The 17255-nt window shown below is 66.7% G+C and carries 15 protein-coding genes and 2 tRNA genes; 7 read left to right on the top strand and 10 right to left on the bottom strand.

Annotated elements, in window-relative coordinates; genetic code table 11:
- Positions 1–162 precede the first annotated feature (162 nt).
- Entirely contained in the window at positions 163–2496 is a 2334-nt protein-coding gene (locus ACO06P_RS02550; RefSeq protein WP_420348446.1) for a DUF2336 domain-containing protein, read from the top strand.
- A gap of 24 nt (positions 2497–2520) precedes the next feature.
- Positions 2521–3207 carry a monofunctional biosynthetic peptidoglycan transglycosylase gene (gene mtgA, locus ACO06P_RS02545; RefSeq protein ID WP_420348445.1) on the top strand — a complete coding sequence of 229 codons (687 nt, stop codon included), beginning with the start codon at positions 2521–2523 and terminating at the stop codon, positions 3205–3207.
- 6 nt (positions 3208–3213) lie between these two features.
- On the opposite strand, the gene ACO06P_RS02540 is transcribed toward mtgA, so the two are convergent.
- From ACO06P_RS02540 to ACO06P_RS02515, 6 genes are all read right to left on the bottom strand, one after another.
- Positions 3214–4893, bottom strand: a complete 1680-nt coding sequence (locus tag ACO06P_RS02540) for a S8 family serine peptidase (RefSeq protein ID WP_420348444.1) — start codon at positions 4891–4893, stop codon at positions 3214–3216.
- 3 nt (positions 4894–4896) lie between these two features.
- Positions 4897–5514: a hypothetical protein gene (locus ACO06P_RS02535; RefSeq protein ID WP_420348443.1), complete on the bottom strand. Its 618-nt coding sequence runs from the start codon at positions 5512–5514 to the stop codon at positions 4897–4899.
- On the bottom strand, positions 5514–6035 hold the full coding sequence (locus ACO06P_RS02530) for an RNA polymerase sigma factor (RefSeq protein ID WP_420348442.1): 522 nt from the start codon (positions 6033–6035) through the stop codon (positions 5514–5516). Before ACO06P_RS02530 ends, ACO06P_RS02535 begins: the two co-directional genes overlap by 1 nt.
- 75 nt (positions 6036–6110) lie before the next feature.
- Positions 6111–7328, bottom strand: a complete 1218-nt coding sequence (locus ACO06P_RS02525; protein ID WP_420348441.1) for a hypothetical protein — start codon at positions 7326–7328, stop codon at positions 6111–6113.
- Between the two features lie 129 nt (positions 7329–7457).
- Positions 7458–8666 carry a hypothetical protein gene (locus ACO06P_RS02520; protein ID WP_420348440.1) on the bottom strand — a complete coding sequence of 403 codons (1209 nt, stop codon included), beginning with the start codon at positions 8664–8666 and terminating at the stop codon, positions 7458–7460.
- Positions 8667–8677: 11 nt separating this feature from the next.
- Positions 8678–10639: a hypothetical protein gene (locus tag ACO06P_RS02515; RefSeq protein WP_420348439.1), complete on the bottom strand. Its 1962-nt coding sequence runs from the start codon at positions 10637–10639 to the stop codon at positions 8678–8680.
- Between the two features lie 550 nt (positions 10640–11189).
- On the opposite strand from ACO06P_RS02515, the gene ACO06P_RS02510 reads away from it, so the two are divergent.
- A tRNA-Pro gene (locus ACO06P_RS02510) sits at positions 11190–11266 on the top strand.
- A 44-nt stretch (positions 11267–11310) separates the two neighbouring features.
- Here ACO06P_RS02510 and ACO06P_RS02505 read toward each other — a convergent pair.
- Positions 11311–12072 (bottom strand): methyltransferase domain-containing protein, encoded by a 762-nt coding sequence (locus ACO06P_RS02505; RefSeq protein WP_420348438.1) that lies wholly within the window; start codon positions 12070–12072, stop codon positions 11311–11313.
- A gap of 130 nt (positions 12073–12202) precedes the next feature.
- Between ACO06P_RS02505 and ACO06P_RS02500 the strand changes: the two genes are divergently transcribed.
- Positions 12203–12673 (top strand): ASCH domain-containing protein, encoded by a 471-nt coding sequence (locus ACO06P_RS02500; protein ID WP_420348437.1) that lies wholly within the window; start codon positions 12203–12205, stop codon positions 12671–12673.
- A 68-nt stretch (positions 12674–12741) separates the two neighbouring features.
- Here ACO06P_RS02500 and ACO06P_RS02495 read toward each other — a convergent pair whose 3' ends face one another.
- Positions 12742–13863, bottom strand: a complete 1122-nt coding sequence (locus ACO06P_RS02495; RefSeq protein ID WP_420348436.1) for a branched-chain amino acid ABC transporter substrate-binding protein — start codon at positions 13861–13863, stop codon at positions 12742–12744.
- A 259-nt stretch (positions 13864–14122) separates the two neighbouring features.
- Here ACO06P_RS02495 and ACO06P_RS02490 point away from each other — a divergent pair, with 259 nt between their 5' ends.
- The 3 genes from ACO06P_RS02490 to ACO06P_RS02480 all read left to right on the top strand — a co-directional run bounded on the left by ACO06P_RS02490 (position 14123) and on the right by ACO06P_RS02480 (position 15080).
- The gene (locus tag ACO06P_RS02490; RefSeq protein ID WP_420348435.1) at positions 14123–14536 is read left to right on the top strand and encodes a VOC family protein; all 414 of its coding nucleotides are present in this window, start codon (positions 14123–14125) and stop codon (positions 14534–14536) included.
- Positions 14537–14657: 121 nt separating this feature from the next.
- On the top strand, positions 14658–14963 hold the full coding sequence (locus ACO06P_RS02485) for an ETC complex I subunit (protein WP_420348434.1): 306 nt from the start codon (positions 14658–14660) through the stop codon (positions 14961–14963).
- Positions 14964–15003: 40 nt separating this feature from the next.
- Positions 15004–15080: transfer RNA gene (locus ACO06P_RS02480), tRNA-Arg, on the top strand.
- A 91-nt stretch (positions 15081–15171) separates the two neighbouring features.
- Here ACO06P_RS02480 and ACO06P_RS02475 read toward each other — a convergent pair.
- Together ACO06P_RS02475 and ACO06P_RS02470 are read right to left on the bottom strand one after the other, a co-directional pair.
- Positions 15172–15306 (bottom strand): hypothetical protein, encoded by a 135-nt coding sequence (locus tag ACO06P_RS02475; RefSeq protein ID WP_420348433.1) that lies wholly within the window; start codon positions 15304–15306, stop codon positions 15172–15174.
- Between the two features lie 200 nt (positions 15307–15506).
- Positions 15507–17195 carry a patatin-like phospholipase family protein gene (locus tag ACO06P_RS02470; protein ID WP_420348432.1) on the bottom strand — a complete coding sequence of 563 codons (1689 nt, stop codon included), beginning with the start codon at positions 17193–17195 and terminating at the stop codon, positions 15507–15509.
- Positions 17196–17255: the final 60 nt, after the last annotated feature.

The raw sequence follows: 17255 nt of genomic DNA, 5'->3' as shown, positions 1-17255 counted from the left end.
AGTCTGGCGCCGGTCGGCGTGACGCCCCTGGAGCGGATCCGCCTCAGGGAAAACAACAAGAACGGCCGTCTGCGAGCGGCCGAACCGGGTGGTATGGGGTCGGCGCAATCGAGCCGCAGAGCAGTGTTCGCTGAACGCAGTCCGTCGAGGGCGGGCCGCGCCGTGGGTACAGTCGTGCTGGCCATCGTCGTGCTGGTCTGCGGGCTGCTGGCGGCGGTCCCCGCGTCGGTACCGGCTTTGGCCCAGCCCGTGGCCGGTCAGGCAAGTGGCGCCCTGGAGCAGACCGATCTGCGCACGGCGGTCGCGGAGCTCGAATCTCTCGCGTTTTTCTACGGTGACATTGCCGGGCGGGACAGCAACAGCTTCGCCAGCACGCGCTGGGCCGAGCTGCAAGGCAACTACCGGGCCCTGGCCCAGCGGCTGACGACCCTGCTGGATGAAGGGCGGCTGCGTATCGTCGACCTGCCGGAGGGGGCGCTGCGGGTCTCGCCCGAGGGCATCGTGGAAATCGACAAGCGGCTGGATGGGCAATGGCTGCCCAGCCTCGTCCGCTTTTCTCGGCTGCGCGAGCGGGGTGAGGAAAGCAACAGCGACCAGTTGCTGCCGGTGATGATCGAAGCGCTGTCGCAGGTGGATGCCTCGGCCGACTGGCCCTGGTTCGACGACCACGTCCGCCGCTCCGGCACCTTGGCACCGATCGCCGGACAGACGGCGAGCCGCGCCGAGCTGGCGCGGTACTTTTTCCTCAAGGACAGCTATCTCAGTCTTTCCATGCGGCGCATTGCCGAGGGGGACCCGGGCCTGCGCCATGCCTGGGCACGGCGCCAGATGCGCGCCTTCACCGAAGTCCGCAGCCTGCGGCGCGGCTTCGCCGAACGCTTCGGCTCGGGCCCCGCCGAGCTGCTGCGTCAGGACTGGTCGAACTACGTGGCGCTGGTCGACGGCTTTGCGGTTACCAGGGGCTGGCTGATGCTGGATCCGACGCTGCGCCTAACCGAGGCGGCGGAACCGCTGCCGCCCGGGACCATCCGCCGTGCCGCCGACGACATCGTCTCCGCCCGGCAGAGTTCCATCATGGCACTGCGCGACGGCCAGCGGCCGCCCGGTATCTCGCCGACGCCCTTTGTGGACGGAACCGGACAGGGCCCGGCAACGGGCCCGAGCCTTGCCGCCCTGGTGGAGGGGGCGGGCCGGCTCGCAGCCCAGAGAGCGCTGGGCGGCGAGGTTGCGGCGACGATTCCCCTGCAGGCCCTGATGCTGCGCCCGGAGATCCGCTCCTCGCAGTCCGACTCTGCCGAGTTCAGGGCCTTTGCCGCACGCCTGAAGGAGGTCCTGGAGCAGCCGGACCCTCAGGTGGAACTCGCCCGGCGCGAAGAGGCGCTGCAGGTCGCCGAGCAGCAGTTGCGGGCCCTGGAAGCCCGGGTCAGCGAGCTGGAACCGGTGGAACAAGAGGTTGTCGTTCTGCAGGAACGGGTGGAGGTCTTGCGCGACGCCGAAGAGCAGGTCGCTGTCCTGGAGGACGAAGTGGCGGAGCTGCGGGAGACCGAGCGCCAGGTTGCCGACCTTCAAGAGCAGGTCGGCGCATTGGACGAGGCCCAGGAGGAGGTGGAGAGCCTGCGGGCCCAGGTCGACGACCTCGACACGGCCTTGACGGTGCGCGACGAACAGACGGCGATGCTGCAGGAGCAACTGGCCGAAGCGCAGCGGGACCCGGCGGCCGCCATTGCGCCGGCGGTGACCCGCATCGAGCAACGCCAGCTTTATATGATGGCGGCCATCGGGGTGATGTTCATCCTGACCGTTGCCGTATGGCTGTGGCGGCGCGATCGCCAGGTGGTGATCTACGAGGAACGGCCGCCACCACGGCAGGTCGCGCCACCGCCAAAGCTTCTGGCCGCGCCGCTGTCCGGGCGCAGCGCCCTGGCGGCTGAAACGCCGCCGCCTGAGGTCATCGACGTCGGCCCCGGCGAGGATGATGTCGCCGCCGATGCGGCCCCGGAAAACGGGACCGCGGCGCCGAACGGCGCCGGGTTCGGCCACGATGTTTCGGAACCGCCGGCCGCCAACCCGGGGGAGGAGCATCTGCGCAACGCCGCCGCTGCGGTTCAGGCGGCGACGCTGGGCGACGAAGAACGCATCGCCAGCCACCCTATCGTCCGTGCTTTGCGCAAGGGCAACCTCCCGCTTTTCGAGTTGCTGTTCGCAGAACTGACGGAGCTCCGCAGCCCCCAACTGCAGCGCATCGTCTATGGCGGCGGCGGCGAGGATCTGGCGATCGCCTGCCGCGCAGTCGGCGTCGACAAACTTCTGTTCGGCGCCATTTTCATTCTGACCGATCACCTGCGTGGCGGCGATGCGGATACGGACCCCGAGCGCGTGGCTGCGATCCTCGACGTCTATGACCGGACTGCGCCGGAGACGGCGCAGCGTGCGCTGCTGAAATGGCAGCGGAACTGGGGGACGGAAGCCGTGGACGAACCCTCCCTTGCGGATTGAGACCGGCCGGCGGCGCGGCGGCCGATGATCAGACGCGTCCTGTTCAGGTTCCGGCGTTGGATCATCTGGGGGCTCCTCGTTGTCCTCTTTGCGCCGCTGGCGCTGACAGTGGTTTACCGTTTCGTGCCGCCGCCGATCACGCCCCTGATGGTCATCCGACTGGTGGAAGGACAGGGCTTGACCAGGGACTGGGTGTCTTGGGACGAGATCAGCCCGCACCTGAAGCGTGCCGCCGTCGCGGCGGAAGACAACCTGTTCTGCGAGCACGATGGCTTCGACTGGGGATCTCTGGAATCGGCCGTCAAGGCCTATGCCGAGGGTCGGCGTGCGGGCGGCGGCAGCACCATCTCGATGCAGACCGCGAAAAACCTCTTCCTCTGGCCGAAGCGCTCGATCCTGCGCAAAGTCCTGGAGTTGCCGCTGACAACGGCCTTGGAGGTGCTCTGGCCCAAGCAGCGCATTCTTGAGGTCTATCTGAACATCGCCGAATGGGGCCCCGGGATCTACGGGGTCGAGGCTGCGGCCCGCGCCAACTTCCGCACCAGCGCAAAGGACCTCAGCCTGCGTCAGGCGTCCCAACTGGTTGCCGTGCTGCCCAGCCCGTTGAATTGGCGCGCCAACCCGCCGGGGGACTATGTCGCCGGGCGTGCCGCGACGATCCGCAAGAGGGTGGGGCAGTTGGGTCCTCTGCTGGACTGTATCGGCGGCTGATCTGCTCTAGCAGCCTGAGGGCTGTTGCAGCAGGCCCCAACCGAAGGTGCTGTCGCGTCCCGGTGAGCCCAGGTCGCGGGCGGAGTCCGTCAGGCGCTGCCGCATCGCCTCGGCGGAGACGTCCGGCTCAAGCGCCAGCAGGACGGCGGCGGAGGCTGCGACGAAAGGCGCGGCAAATGAGGTGCCGCTGCTGTAGCGGCCGCCGCGCCCGCTGCGGGCGCTCCAGACGTCCACGCCCGGCGCTGCGAGATCGATGTAATCGCCTCGGTTTGCCTCGGTGTAAGGCTGCAGCGCAGCGTCGACGGCCGTGACCGCCAAGACCGGTGCATAGCCGGCGGGAAAGACCGGCGCGGCATTGGGGCCTTCGTTGCCGGCGGCCGCGATCAGGATCATGCCGCTTTCGTGAGCACGCTCCATGGTCAGTCGCAGGACCTGGTTGCTGGGCCCGGAGAGGCTGAGATTGACGATGCGTACGCCCTGCTGGCCCAGCCAGTCGATGGCGCGGGCAATGGAGTCGGTGGTGCCCACCACGCGGTCGTTGTCCCTTAAACCGAAAATCGCCGCCGCGTAGAGACGGGCGGAGGGAACGAGGCCGGCAGTGTTGGACCTGGGGTTGCCGACAATCAGAGAGGCGATTGCCGTGCCGTGGTCGGGCGGTGCGGGTTTAAGGCCGGAGGTGAGGAAGTTCTTCGCGAGCAGGCGGCTGTCCTGCAAGGCCGGGTGGCTGCGGTCGACCACGGTGTCAACGAGGCCGACGTCGACCTCCAGCCGGCAGTCCTGCAGCGGCTCCGGCCAGCCGATCAGATCCTTGGCATAGTGCCTGGGCTCGGCGGCCGCCTGCGGGCCGTAGAGCGTGTTGGCGTCGAAGAGGGTGGTCGGGAAACTCTGGCGCAGGGAATCCAGCGCGGTCGGCACGTCCTGACCGCCCGGGATGCCGAGGCGCATGAGGGCAAAGCCCAGGACAGGCAGTTCCTGAAGGGACCGGACGGCGTAACCCTGGCCCGTCAACTGCTGCGCCAGGGCCGTGGCATCCTGGAGGCTGCCGGTGATAACCAGAACCTCGTCGTCTTCCTGGTCCGCTCCGGCAGCCTGCGCCGGCGGCGGCGGAAGACCCGGCAGGGTCGGCGGCGCCGGGCGCTCGGTCGTGCCTCCCGGCGTTTGCGGGGCGGGGCGGTTTGGCTGGCGCGGACGGTCGGCCTGCTGCGGGCGATTGCCCGGTTCGCGCGTGCCGGGCCGCCGGTTCGGATCGATGGTGGCGCGCTGCGGGTCGATGGGAATGCCGGCGGAATCGGATTGCGGCCGCGTGGGCGGGCAGATCTGCAGCGGGCGGCGTTGCGCGCTGGTCCAGTTTCCGCTGCGGTCCTCGATGCCCAGTTCGTACCAACTGCCGGGCACCAACTGCTGGCTGCGCGGTACGGTTGCCAGGATACTGCGGTCCGTCCAGCGGGTGATCGGCAGTTCGACGCGATGGGCGGAGTCCCGCATGATCAGCGACTTGCCGCCGGCGCGTCCGAAATTGCTGCCGCGCACGGCGATGCGGTCGCCGGGCTCGACACAGCGGACCACACCGATGCCCGTGATCCGCGGTGCGGCGCCCTGGTCGGTGGTCGGAACCTGCGCGGCCGCCGTATCGGCAAGACCGAACAGCAAGGCAACCAAGCCGACAATCCGCAGGACACCCCGCACGAGTCAGTTCCTTTCGGCGAAGGTCACGACGTCGCCGCGAGCGCGCAGCGCTGCAAGCGCGGCTTCGATCTCGGCGGAGCCGCCGTCAGCAGCTTGCAGGCTCAGGTCGTAGATTCCAAGAGCACTGGGGCCCCCGGCAATCGACGTGCCGGCCGCCTGGAGGACTTCCCGGATCTCCTGCTCCGTCGCCGTAGGCTCGAAGGTGACCTGGAGAACCGCTGGGTTGGGGCCTGTCGCGATCGTCGTATCGCCGTCCGGCCCGCCGGTTACGATCACGCCCGCCTGAATGACCACGGCCAGGCAGGCGGCAACGGCCAGCGGGCGCCACCAGGAAGCGATGGAGACGACCTTGTCGGTTTCGGCGGGCGCCGGCGCCTGCTGATCGCCGAGGCTGATCTCCCGCCGCAGGCGCTTCAGGCCCAGCTCGCCGGGGCTGTTTTCGATGCTCTCGTCCTTCACCTGCTGGCGCATGGCCGAGAGCAGGGCGACCTCGTCGCGCGCATGCGCGCTGGTTTCCAGGTAGGCCTCGACCGCCCGCTGCTCCTCGGCGCTCAAGGTGCCGTTCACATACCACGGGAGGAGGAGGTCCAGGTCCTCGTCTCGTTTTCCGTTCTCAGCCATCACAACAGTCCCATCTCTTTGAGCCCCGCGAGGCACTTCATCAGTGCCTTCTTCGCGTGAAACATTCTTGTCTTCACCGTTCCCTCGGGACAGCCCACGATGGAGGCTATATCGCCGTAGGGGAGGTCTTCGAAGAACGCCAGATGAACCACGCTGCGGTGCGCCTCTGAGAGTTGATCGACACAGTGACGCACTTGCTCGGCATTCTGGGCTGCGGAGAGCGTTTCTGCGGGATCCGGTGAGTCGTCTTCTGCGATTTCCGGGTCCAGCTCCACGCTCTCACCTGGCTTGCGTCGGCGTATCCGGTCGATTGCCTTGTGGTGAGCGATACCCAAAACCCATGTGCTCACCGCGGATCGTCCTTCAAAGCGCCCGGCGCTGCGCCAGACCTCGAACATGACCTCGTTCAGTACGTCGGCGGCATCGAAGGAATCGTTCAATTTTGACCGGATAAAGCGGTAAACGCGACCTTCGTACTGCCGGTAAAAGTCGTCCAAGGCGGTTTGGTCGCCGTTGGCCATGCGACGAAGCAGCTCTCGATCGTCTTGTGTCAAGAGAAGTCCTCACGGCAAGCGGCGACCCGGGTCCGAGGACGCCTAAGGTTTGTAGATCTCCCTGACCGAACTGGACCCGATGACAGCGCCCTTAGCATCAATTGCGCTGACCTTCCAGAGATAGCGGCGATCGCCCGGCAACTGGGCGAGGGTGAAGTCGGCCAGACGGGCCGCGGTTTCGCTGCCCTGCACAAAAATGCCGGCAAGCGCAACCTGACCGTCGGTTTTTTCCGTATCCGGTGACGGATCGGAGGGAATCTCGCTTTGCAGGGCCTGCGTATCGACGGGCCCGGCAGGGCCGGCGGGTGCGGCAAAGAGCTCCAGGTGATAGGTCGCCGTACCCGGCAGTGCGGTCCAGGCAAAACGCGTATCCTCGGTCAGGGCTGCGCCGGCACGCGGCTCCGACACCAGGATTTCACGCAAGGGATTCACCGCGACGGTCGTGCTGGTCGGCGTCACATAGTACTGCAGTATGGGCTGCTGCAGCTCGGTCTCGGGGTTGGTGATGCGAAACCGCACCAGGTTTGTCCCTTCCGTCGCCGTCGGCAGGCGCGGAGAGGTCAGCACCGTTCGACCGCTGGAGGCGACGCCCTGGCGTACCAGGGTCAGCGGCCGGAAGACCGGCGTGCCGGCCGTCGAACTGCCGCTGGCGACCTCCCAGACCCCGGTCAGCAGGCTGACGCCGGTGGTGTTCACCTCGGCGACGGCGCGCAGTTCGCTGTTTCTGGACAGCACCTGGGTGCGGGAATCGTCAAAGAAGGAGAGAGAGACGCGCTGGATCGAGAACGCCGCGGAGCCGGGCCCGGCGGGGACCACCAGGACCTCACCGTCTTCCGTCTCGGCGAGTTCGGCGCTGTCCGCGAAGACGCGGCGGATCACAATGGGGCTTTCCTGCTTGATCGCGCGGTAAACAACGGCCCTGGGAATGCTGACGGTTTCCCGGAACAGGAATGTCTCCGGCGTCAGGTCACCCTCGGTGGTCTGCCCCAGGCGTCGGCCGACGGTCCCGACCACGGCACCGCCGATCAGCAGTTCGGCACGGGCCGACTCAATGGTGGCAGGCACCGGCGGCGTCGCCATGAACGATCTTCCGACACGCCAGGTGACGGCAATGCTGCTTGCGCCCGTGGCGGCGACCTGAACCTTGACGGGCGAGGGCGCGACCGAATCGATCGCAGCCGCGGCCGGCAGGCTTGAAAGCATCAGGGCCGCCGCCGCCGTGGCCTGTGCGAGAATGAAGCGGGTTGCTCGAGAGCGCATGATTCTATTCCTTGCCTAACGATCCGTTGCACAGCCGAGGCCCGGGCAATCGGGCCTTGGCTGCGGTTCTCCCATTGGTCGCCTTGGCCAAGGCCGGGGTTCAACGGGGTGACGGCGTGCGGCAGGGTGTTACGGCTTGTAGATCTCCTGCATGGCGCTGGCCCCCAGGATGGCGCCGTCTTCGCCGATGGCGGTGACGATCCAGCGATAGCGGCGCTGGGCGGGCAGGTGGGCCAGGGTAAAGTCCTTCAGCCGCGTCTCGGTGACTGCGCCGGGCAGCACAATCCCGGTCAGGGGACCCGCGGCGCGGCCGCCTGGCGGATCGGGTTGCGGGTCCGGGCTCGGGTCCAGCGGCAGGCTGGCGACGATCTCGTCCTGGGGTGCCGGTGGGGCCGGCCCTGGGACGGCGGGGAAGAACTCCAGCTTGTAGGCCTTGGCACCGGGCACGGCCTGCCAGGCGAAGCGGGTCGTCAGGGTCAGCGGCGTGCCGGGGCTGGGGCTGGTCATCAACAGCAGGCGCGGCTGTTGCCGGTCGGGCAGGGGGCTTTCCGGCGTCACGTAGTACTGCAGTTCCGGTTCATCGAAGCCGGTCGCCGGGTCGGTGATGTTCAGGCGCACCAGATTGGTGCCTTCGAAGCGCGTCGGCAGCGGCGGGCTGGTGATGAAGACGCGCCGGCCCCCGGCGACGTTCTGGCGCACCAGGGCGAGCGGGCGGAAGACGGGCGTTCCCGCCGTGGTCGTTGCCGATGCGACCTCCCACTGTCCGACGATCAGGCCCGATCCGGTCGTGTTGATCTCCGCGATGGCCCGCAGGCGGCTGCCCTTGGACAGCACCCGCACGCGCGAGCGGTCGTCGAAGGTAAGGTCGAGCCGGCGGATCGAGAACGGTTCAGACCCCGGACCGCCCGGGAAGAGCGCCACAACACCGGTGTCGTTGCTGCCAAAGGCAATGTCAGTGAAGGTGCGCGAAACCAGAATCGGGGCGCCGGATCTGGCGGCACGGAAAGCCAGTTCGCGGGGTATCACGAAGGTTTCCACGAAGGTCGTGGACTGGGTGCCGGCCGTGGGAAAAACGCGCGAGAGGGTGGCGCCGGAGGTCCCCGCATTGAAACCTCCGACCGAGAGCTGTGCGGGTGGGGCGTTGACCGTACCGGGCGCCGTTGCACTGCGCGTGACCCCCCAGGCGATGGTCACGGTTGACGCGCCGTTCAGCGAAATCGTCGCCCGATCCGGCGTCGGGTCGACGTCGACAGTCTGAGCCTGCGCGGCCGGGGTTGCCAGGAGGATGCCGATGACGGCGAGCACCAGCGTGGCAATGCCAACGATAGATCTCATCATGGCCGCCACCCTCAGTAGCTCACCGGCAAGGAGAGCCGGAGCGTCGTGAATGCCTGATACTGCACATCGTCCTCTTCACTGACAAAATCGTCATTCCGGGTTTCCTGGATGAAGCCGTTGAAGGCCAAAGCAATGCCCAACGTGTTGATGTCCGGCTCCCGCAGGGTCCAGACCACCTCGCCGCCGAGGCTCGTGGTATCGGGTGTGTCGCCGTCGCCGGTTCTCACGTTCATATTGTAGGAGAGGCTGGCGGACAGCGTCTCGGGGATCACTGTGATATCCGTGGCCAGCCCCAGGTTGATGGTGCGGTTGGCCTTGCCGCTATCCGTGTCCTCGAAAACGTCGTACTGCACACTGGGCGACAGGGTCAGCCAGTCGTCGATCAGGAAATAGCCGCTCAGCCCCGTGGTATTGTTGATGCTGTCGTTGCTGACGTTGATCTCATCGTCGAAGGTGTAGATCGTGTGCGAAAGGTTCCAGCTCCAGGTCTCGTAGTTGGCCCCGGCGTTGAGGGTCAGCGACTTGCTGATGTTGTTGGCGTCGTCTTCGGGAAAGTCCGACGACCGCTCGACCCTTTCGATATCCGTCACCGTGGCGGTCACACCGAAGAACGGCTGGCCGAACCACGGCAGGCTGCCGTCTTCGCTCGGCTCCACATAGGGTGTGTAGGTGCCGTTGAAGTAGCCGTCGATGGTCCGGTCGGTGGGCAGAAAATCGAAGTCGTCGACGTTGCTGAGTTGGTGGCTGACGGTGAGGTCGGCGCTGAACTCATCCCAGAAGAAACGGCTGAAGGCGGAGGTCGTCTCGCGGTCGGCCTGCAGCGACGGGTTGGCCAGGCTCTGGAAGAAGGTGTCGACGACGCTGTGCTCGGCGCCGACCGTCCAGTTCACGACGCTGCCGCCGAGAGTGCTGCCGCGCAGAGGCTCGACCGATGCCAAGACGGAATAGGCGTTTGCCGTTTCGGCGCCGAAACCCACGTTCTTGCCATCGAAGTCGAAGCTGGCCTCCGCGAACTCGCCGCGCAGACGCAGGCTTTCGTCGAACCACAGCGTGTCGGCGGCAACCGACCAGCCGTCGCCCTCGTTGACCACCTCCTCGGCACCGATGCCGAAGCCCCCGTCGCTGCCTTCGCCGCTGTAATAGACGCCGGTCAGCAGGATGTTGTCCTGCAAGGCCTCGATCGGCCTTACGGAGATGGATGCGCCTTCGATGCGTTCCTCGTCGTGGCTGATGCCGAGGACGTGCCGGGTGCCGACGATCGACTCCGTGCGCAGAACGAAACCGGTCGCACTGATGCGGTCATCGGAAGTGCCGGCCCGCACCGAAACGCCGCGCCGGTTGAAGCTCGACATGATCAGGCTTTCGATGCCGGTATCGTGGTTGCCGGCGGTGAGCCCGGCGAAGAAATCCTCGTTCTGGAAGTCGCCGTCGAGGCGATACTCGCCGAGATCCAGGTTGCGTTCGTTCAGCCCCAGTTCCAGTTGCGAGTTGTAGACATAGTTGCCCTGCAGCGAGACGCGCCAGTTCTCGTCGCCGGCGGCGGCTTCCAGGTTGCCGCCACTCTCCCCGGTCACGTGCTGGGACGGGGTGGAGAGCCCGCCGTCGAGAACGCGGCCGTTGACCTCTCCGGCCAGATCGGCGTTGACGGAAAAGTCGCGCACCAACTCGGAAAAGCGAACCTCGACAACCCAGACACCGCGTTCCAGGATGCTGCCCTCTTCCCCCCGTTCGATCAGACGCACCGTGTGCTGGCCCGTACTCAGCGCCTCCGGCGGACTCACCGTGATCTGACCGGGCGCCGTGCTGGCGAAGGCGGTCATGTCGATGTCGTCGATCTCAACGGCCAGGCGGGCGTAAACGTCGGTGTCGAGGTCCGGCGGAAGCGATATGACGATGGGGTCGCTGCGGCCGCGGGCTTCGTCTTCCGCGCCCTGCAGTTCGGGCACCCAATCCTGCGCCCAGGATGGGGACATACCTAAAGTCAGCCCGGCCGCCAGGACCGCACTGCCAAGAACAGCACCGTATGAGGGACGCAGATCAAACGCCCACGCACCGGCCCTGCGCGGGCCGGACATACCAAATAACGGCGTGGCCCCCTTGCTGCCACGTCTTCCCTTACGCATAGCCCCTGCCTTTCGCCCCACCCCCGAGGCGGACAAAGAGAGGCGACTCTCCCACGCCCCCTAATATCCTGAAAGTTGCGAGAATGAAAGGCGCAGCGTGAGCAGGCAGCCCTTTTTTGCAGTTTTTGGACAGCTTCGCCCAACCCTGGCGCTGCCGCGGTTCCGGCGATCCCCGGCCTTCAGCAGTAGTCGGCAACGTTTTTTACAACCGTCGGGGGAGCCGCAGGTCTGAGTGCTCCGGCTTCTGGCGTCCCCGCTCTTGTGCCCGACCAGCTCCGTTCGACGGGGCCGATGGGGCCGATGGGGCCGGGTCAAGGCGGAAGCCGACGTCGCCGCGGGCGTCGATCCGAAGGAAAGGCGATTGCCAAGGCCGGCGCAAAATCATAGCTTTCCCGCGGCTCGGGGCGTAGCTCAGCCTGGTAGAGTGCCTGCTTTGGGAGCAGGATGTCGGAGGTTCGAATCCTCTCGCCCCGACCACCGTCCGGCCGCGGATCGGCGACCGCCGGCGAAAGCCTGGATGGTCAGGTCTTCGCCAGGAGGAAAGCCACGGAGTTCGGCCGCATGCGAAGATAGCGCAACCGCTCCGGCGGCAGTGCGGCCTCCGCCGGCACGACAGGCTCCTCGAAATCGACAATGCTGAACCCGCTCTCGGTGAAAGCCCGCCAGTAGGCGGAGAGCGGCCGGTGATAACTGGTAAAGACCGAGGTGAAGTGGGCCCATGGCGGTTCTTCCAGGGCGGCTTCCTCGAAGTAGCTCCAGGACCAGCGATAGGTCACTGCATCGGGGTCGCCGCCCGGCCCGTCCAGCGGAAAGCAGGGATGCAGAAAAACCACCGCCGCGCGGCCGCCGGGCCGCAGGACCCGGGCGACGGACGCCAGCGCCGCGCGGTGGTCGGGCACATCGTGCAGCACGTAGTTGGAGACGACGCAGTCCTGGCTGGCATCGTCGACCCGGGCGAGGCTTGTACAGTCGTCCTGCATCAGCGTCATCCCGAGGCCCTGTTCGGATGCCAGGCGCTGCGCCACGGCAATCATCGCGCCGGAAAGATCCACGCCCGTAACCCGCGCGCCCCTGCGGACCAGGTGGCGGGCGAGATAGCCGGTGCCGCAGCCGGCGTCGAGCACGTCCTGGCCGGCAACGTCGCCGATGAAGCGCCACAGCACGGGATCGCTGTTCAGGCGCCGGTTGAGGTCGCCTTCGTCGCCCACCTGGGTGTGCCAGTCCTCGGCCTTCTGGTCCCAGAGTTCCCGATCCGTGAGCGTGGTCTTGCGCTTGTGCGGCATGGCGTATCTCGTTGCCGGAGTGCGGAGGCTTGCTGTTCATGGCGGCTGTTGCCAGACGATTCAAGGGCGATATTCTGGCGGCGCGAAGCCGCGGGCAAAGAACGGCGCAGATGCCGGTAAAGGAGATGCCATGAGCGAGTTGGAAGAAGTCGCGTCCTATCGGGAGCGGGTGAAGGCGGACCTCGGGCTGCCGGCCGAGACGGTTGTCGAAGCCTTTCATTTCGGTGATTCACCGGCCTTCGCGGATGAACTCGCCGAGCTCGTCGTTTCGGGACCCAAGCGGGCGACCGTCGGTTGGGTTGCGGAGGCGGAACTTGATGGCGACACCCTGCCGGAAGTAGGCGCTCATTTCATTGTGCTGGACGGTTCGGGCCGCCCGCGCTGCACCATCAGGACGACCGAGACCCGCCGCGGCCCCTTGATGTCGGTCGATGAGGCCTTTGCCTGGGATGAGGGCGAGGGGGACCGCACGCTTGCCTGGTGGCTTGATGGGCATCGGCGCTATTTCGCCCGGCGTTCCCAAGCCATCGGTCTGCCCTTTGACGAGAACGAGAGCGAGTTGCTGTTCGAGCGCTTCGAGGTGGTCCACCGTCCGGCCTAGAGGCGAGCGCGAACGAAGAGGTCGGCGGGCCTCTGCGCACAGGGGGCCCGCCGACTTTGGCCGGACCGTCAGTTGTCCAGCTTGGACGCGTAGTCGTAGCTGCCTGCGCTCCAGCGGTAGACTACGTAGCCGGGCACCGAAACGTCGCCCTTGCCGTCGAAGGCCAATTCGCCCAGGACGCTTTCGAAGTCATGGCTTCGCAGCGTCTCGGCAACGCGCTCGGGGTCGACACTGCCGGCCTTTTCGGCCGCCTGCGCCCAGACCTGGACCGCCGCATAGGTGTAGAGGGTGTAGCCCGCGGGCTCGATCCCTTCCGCCTCGAAGCGCTCCACCACCGTACGGGCAGCCGCGTTCTTGCGCGGATCGGCTGAGAAGGTCATGAGCGTGCCTTCACCCTCGCCGCCGGACACGGACCAGAAATCGGGGCTCATGAGACCGTCGCCGGCCATGAAGGTCGCCTTCAGGCCCGCTGTCTTTGCCTGGCGCAGCATCAGGCCGATCTCGGTGTGGTAACCGCCGACGAAAACCAGGTCGATGTCGGCCTGTTTCAGTTTGCTGACGACGGCCCGGTAGTCTTTCTCGCCGGCGGTATAGGCTTCGTCGAGGGCGATGGTCTGACCCAGTTCGGCCAGCTTGCGCCGGGTTTCCGTCGCCAGCCCCTTGCCATAGGCAGACTTGTCGTGCAGCACCGCGACGCGCGCTTTCGGCATGGTCCGGTGGATGTAGCGCGCGGCCACCGCCGCCTGCTGATCGTCACGCCCGCAGACCCGGAATACCAGATCGCCGCCGTTCTCGGTGAGTTCCGGCGCGGTCGAGGCCGGCGAGATCATCAGCACGCCTTCCTCGTCGTAGACCTTTGAGGCCGCGATGGAGCTGCCGGAACAGGCGTGCCCGGCAACGAAGGCGACCCCCTTGCCGACCAGACGGTTGGCTACGGCCACCGCCTGTTTGGGATCACAGACGTCGTCCTCGACCGTGAGGACCAGCTTTTCCCCGAGGACACCGCCGCGGGCATTGATGTCGCGGACCGCCAGTTCGGCGCCGTGACGGAACTGTTCGCCAAAGCCGGCAAGCGAACCCGTCATGGGGCCGGCGGTGGCAATGGGGATTTCGGCCAGCGCCGGGCCACTGGTTGCAATCAGCAGCCCGGCCGCAGCCAGGGTTTTGCGAAGGGGAGATGACCACGTCATTACACGTCGCTCCTGTAGCAGTGTCACGAAGTTGCGGCGCGGCGCCTGTTCCCGGCGCAGGCCGCGCTTCTGCGGGCGACGGGAAGGCGCAGTCACGGTGGCCATGATTCGTTTCAGGGGAATGTCTGGACGGTAACGCGGGCGTCTCGGCCCGGCATGGCACCCAGACGCAGACTGCATGGCTGCTGCCTGCATCGCTGTTAAGATGAGCCCTGCTCCTGTTCCAGTCGCCGCATCGGCGCCCCGGAGGTAAACGGCCATGGCTCTTGCCAGACTCGATCACGTGAACATCAGAACCGCCAACCTGGCGAAGATGGTTGCCTTCTATGAGGAGGTGCTGGGCTTTGTCAGCGGCAAGAGGCCGCCCTTCGGCTTCCCGGGGGCCTGGCTCTACTGCGGCGAGGCGCCGGTGGTCCATCTGATCGAGGTGCCGGACCAGCCTGCGCCGGAAGGGGAGCTGCGTCTGGAGCACTTTGCCTTTTCGGCCAGCGGTCTTGCCGATTTCCTCGGGGGCTTGCGGCAGCGCGGCGAGGACTACCGGATCGGTGTCGTACCCGGATTTCAGATCATCCAGGTGAACATCCATGACCCCGACGGCAATCACATCCATGTCGACTTTCAGCCGGCCGAGGCGGCTGCGGTCACCGACGAACCGGCTCTTGCGGCCGTCTGAAGCGGCTCCGGCGGGCTCCATCAAAGGCATTGCGCCCGTTCAGGCAGCGGCTATCATGCGCGCGATTTGCAGGCGGCTCCGCGGGAACCGCCGTCCTTTGAGAAGCGAGAGCCGATCGACCATGCAGGTACGGATCTATCAGCCCCCGAAAACGGCAATGCAGTCGGGCCGCGCGCGGACGAGTGTCTGGATGATGGAGTTCGAGCCGACGGCGGCGCGGCAGGTCGAGCCGCTGATGGGCTGGACTTCCTCGGCGGATACCCGCTCCCAGCTGCGACTCAGCTTCGACAGCCTGGAGGAGGCGATCGCCTACGCCAAGGCTGAAGGCCTGATGTACAGTGTCGAAAAGCCTCGAGAAAGAAAAATAAAGCCAAAGGCTTATTCGGATAACTTCAAGTATGATCGTAAGGGTCGCTGGACCCACTAGCGCCGGTCTTGGCTTGTCGCCGGCGCGTTCCCACCCGTGAGCGCCCGTAGCTCAGCTGGATAGAGCAACGGACTTCTAATCCGTAGGTCGCAGGTTCGAATCCTGCCGGGCGCGCCATTCCCTCGGGAACGGTGCCCGGTTTTCTGAATGAGCCTGAATTCTGTCCGAACGGGCGCACCGCTGCGGGCGCAGCGCGGCTGCGGGTCGGCTAACGGTCGCGTTGATCGTTGCGCTCCCAGAAGGGCCCGGCGCGCAGGGAATCGGGATGCCCGAAGGAGGAGCCCGAGGGCGCGCTGCAGGCCGCCAGGACTACACAGATCAGCGTCACTGCGGCTGCGGTCACGAGACGTTTTCCGGGTCCTGAGGCGGCGGGCAGGCGGGTCATTGCGGCGGGATCTCCAGGCTTCGGTCCAGGCTTCAGTAAAGCGGGGGCTGCGCTCCTAGGGCATAGCGATCGCAGCCTCGGATGTGTTCTCTTTCCTATATAGGGCGAAGGCCAAGCCGACCCAAGCCGCCACCGATCCGCGCTATCGCTGGGCCGATCTAAGGCTGACCCGCCTGGTCGAAGTTGTCGAGCGGCTTGAGGCGCTTGTCGATCTGATCCATGACCTTGTCGGTCAGCCGGCCCTTCAGAGAGATTCTCAAAACCAGCTTTGCGGCGCAGCGCAAAAGGGGGCCCGCACGGCCGCCGAAAACCGGCTCCAGGTCCTGGTCGATGGCGATCTCGCCGAGGGCGCCGATGCGGCTGCGCACCTGCGCCCGGATCCGTGCCGTCGCCACGCGCTCGCGGCGCGGCCTGTCCTGCGGTGGGATCGGCTCGTCGCGCGCCAGGTCCGGGTTCAGGGGAATCACCGGCAAGGCCGGATGCATCGTGCCGCTGGAATCCGCGACCCTGCGGACCTCGCCGTTGCGGTCGCGGACATGCCAGGCGGCCTTCTGTTCGGGCGTCATGGCGTCGAAGAGGGGATTGGTCTGCGGCAGCGCCAGATAGCGCCGCAGGAAGGAGCGGCAGTTCTGGCGGCCAAGCAGGTAGTCGTGGCGGCGGAACGACTCCTCGAAGAACCCGCCGAAACCCTCCAGCGTGGAAGAAGCGATGGCGTGCCTGGTCTGCCGGCCGTCGGCGTTGCGGCGGGAAGGCGAAATCATGAAGCGCGAGTAGTTGTCGGAGCTTTCGGCAAGGGCCAGTTCCTCCGGCTTGAAGCGCGCCTGGTTGACGAGGGCGCCGAACATCTTGAGGACCACCGGCACCATGCGGTCGCTGTTGTCGGCCTTTGCCTTGAAGTCGATCCGGTTGGGGAAGGGGTCGATCATGACCACCGCGCGCTGGGCCTCCTCGCCCGCGCTGTGTTCATGTTCTCCCGTGCCGCCGAAGAGATGCCGGCGCGCAAGCTCCAGGGGTTCGTTGTTCATCAGGCCGCCATCCACACAGACGAACTCGTAGGGGTCCGGCCGTGCCGGCCCGAAGTCCGGGTCGCGGCGGTCGGGGCGGTCGAAGTAGTCGGCAAGCGGGCGAGACAGCACCTGGGGGCTGAGGCCGACGGGAAAGGCCCCGGTCGCAAGCGCGGCCCGGGCCAGGTCGGGCCAATGCCCGTTCGGACAGTCCTGCGGCAGCAAGGGGCGGAACCCGGCCGGCGCCTCGGCATCCCAGGCGACCGCGAAGCGCATGGCATCCATGTGGTTGGTCATGCCGTAGGAGTCTTCGCTGCGAGTGCCGAACAGCTTGAAGCCGTAGGGCACGCCGCGCAGGTTCGCCACGGTGAGAAAGATGGCCAGGGGATCGCCGACCCAGGGCCGTTTGAACCGTTTGCCGGCCATCTCCAATGAGTCCCTGGCGATGCCCTGGAGCGCGCTGGAGTCCAAGAGGGAAACCAGAGCCGGGCGCTGCGCCAGGTCGCTTTGCCCGAGAAGCTTCTCGATGTCGATCTGGCGGACCCAGGAATCGTAGAGCCGGTTGCGGGTTGGGCTGGTTGCATCGCTGCCGGGGCGCTGATGGTCCATTGCATGCATGAAGTGGACGGCGGAGATCGCCGAGGTCATGCCGCCGGCCGAGGCGCCTGCCAGCACCGGCACCTTCACGTCATGGCGTGGGCCGTCCCAGTCCGGCCGGTCGCGCTCGCTGTAGTAGGCGTCCAGGGCTTCGATCAGGAAGTCCATCACGCCTGCGGTGTAGGCGCCGGCGGAAACCGCGCCCGCCATGACCAGTCCCAGCTGGAACTCCGCATCTCTTGCCATCGCTGTCTCTCCCGGGGGCGCAGGGTGGAGTCCCCGATCCGGCGGCAGCCCGTGCCGTCT

This window comes from Pelagibius sp. (assembly GCF_965227505.1).
Classification (GTDB): Bacteria; Pseudomonadota; Alphaproteobacteria; order Kiloniellales; family Kiloniellaceae; genus Pelagibius.
The sequence above is the reverse complement of the archived record's forward strand: the minus strand, read 5'-3'. Positions and strand labels throughout refer to the sequence as shown.

Coding starts and splice junctions, on each gene's coding strand:
- mtgA (WP_420348445.1), top strand. CDS start 2,521: ATGATCAGACGCGTCCTGTTCAGGTTCCGGCGTTGGATCATCTGGGGG.
- ACO06P_RS02535 (WP_420348443.1), bottom strand. CDS start 5,514: ATGGCTGAGAACGGAAAACGAGACGAGGACCTGGACCTCCTCCTCCCG.
- ACO06P_RS02530 (WP_420348442.1), bottom strand. CDS start 6,035: ATGGCCAACGGCGACCAAACCGCCTTGGACGACTTTTACCGGCAGTAC.
- ACO06P_RS02525 (WP_420348441.1), bottom strand. CDS start 7,328: ATGCGCTCTCGAGCAACCCGCTTCATTCTCGCACAGGCCACGGCGGCG.
- ACO06P_RS02520 (WP_420348440.1), bottom strand. CDS start 8,666: ATGATGAGATCTATCGTTGGCATTGCCACGCTGGTGCTCGCCGTCATC.
- ACO06P_RS02515 (WP_420348439.1), bottom strand. CDS start 10,639: ATGTCCCCATCCTGGGCGCAGGATTGGGTGCCCGAACTGCAGGGCGCG.
- ACO06P_RS02505 (WP_420348438.1), bottom strand. CDS start 12,072: ATGCCGCACAAGCGCAAGACCACGCTCACGGATCGGGAACTCTGGGAC.
- ACO06P_RS02500 (WP_420348437.1), top strand. CDS start 12,203: ATGAGCGAGTTGGAAGAAGTCGCGTCCTATCGGGAGCGGGTGAAGGCG.
- ACO06P_RS02495 (WP_420348436.1), bottom strand. CDS start 13,863: ATGACGTGGTCATCTCCCCTTCGCAAAACCCTGGCTGCGGCCGGGCTG.
- ACO06P_RS02490 (WP_420348435.1), top strand. CDS start 14,123: ATGGCTCTTGCCAGACTCGATCACGTGAACATCAGAACCGCCAACCTG.
- ACO06P_RS02485 (WP_420348434.1), top strand. CDS start 14,658: ATGCAGGTACGGATCTATCAGCCCCCGAAAACGGCAATGCAGTCGGGC.
- ACO06P_RS02470 (WP_420348432.1), bottom strand. CDS start 17,195: ATGGCAAGAGATGCGGAGTTCCAGCTGGGACTGGTCATGGCGGGCGCG.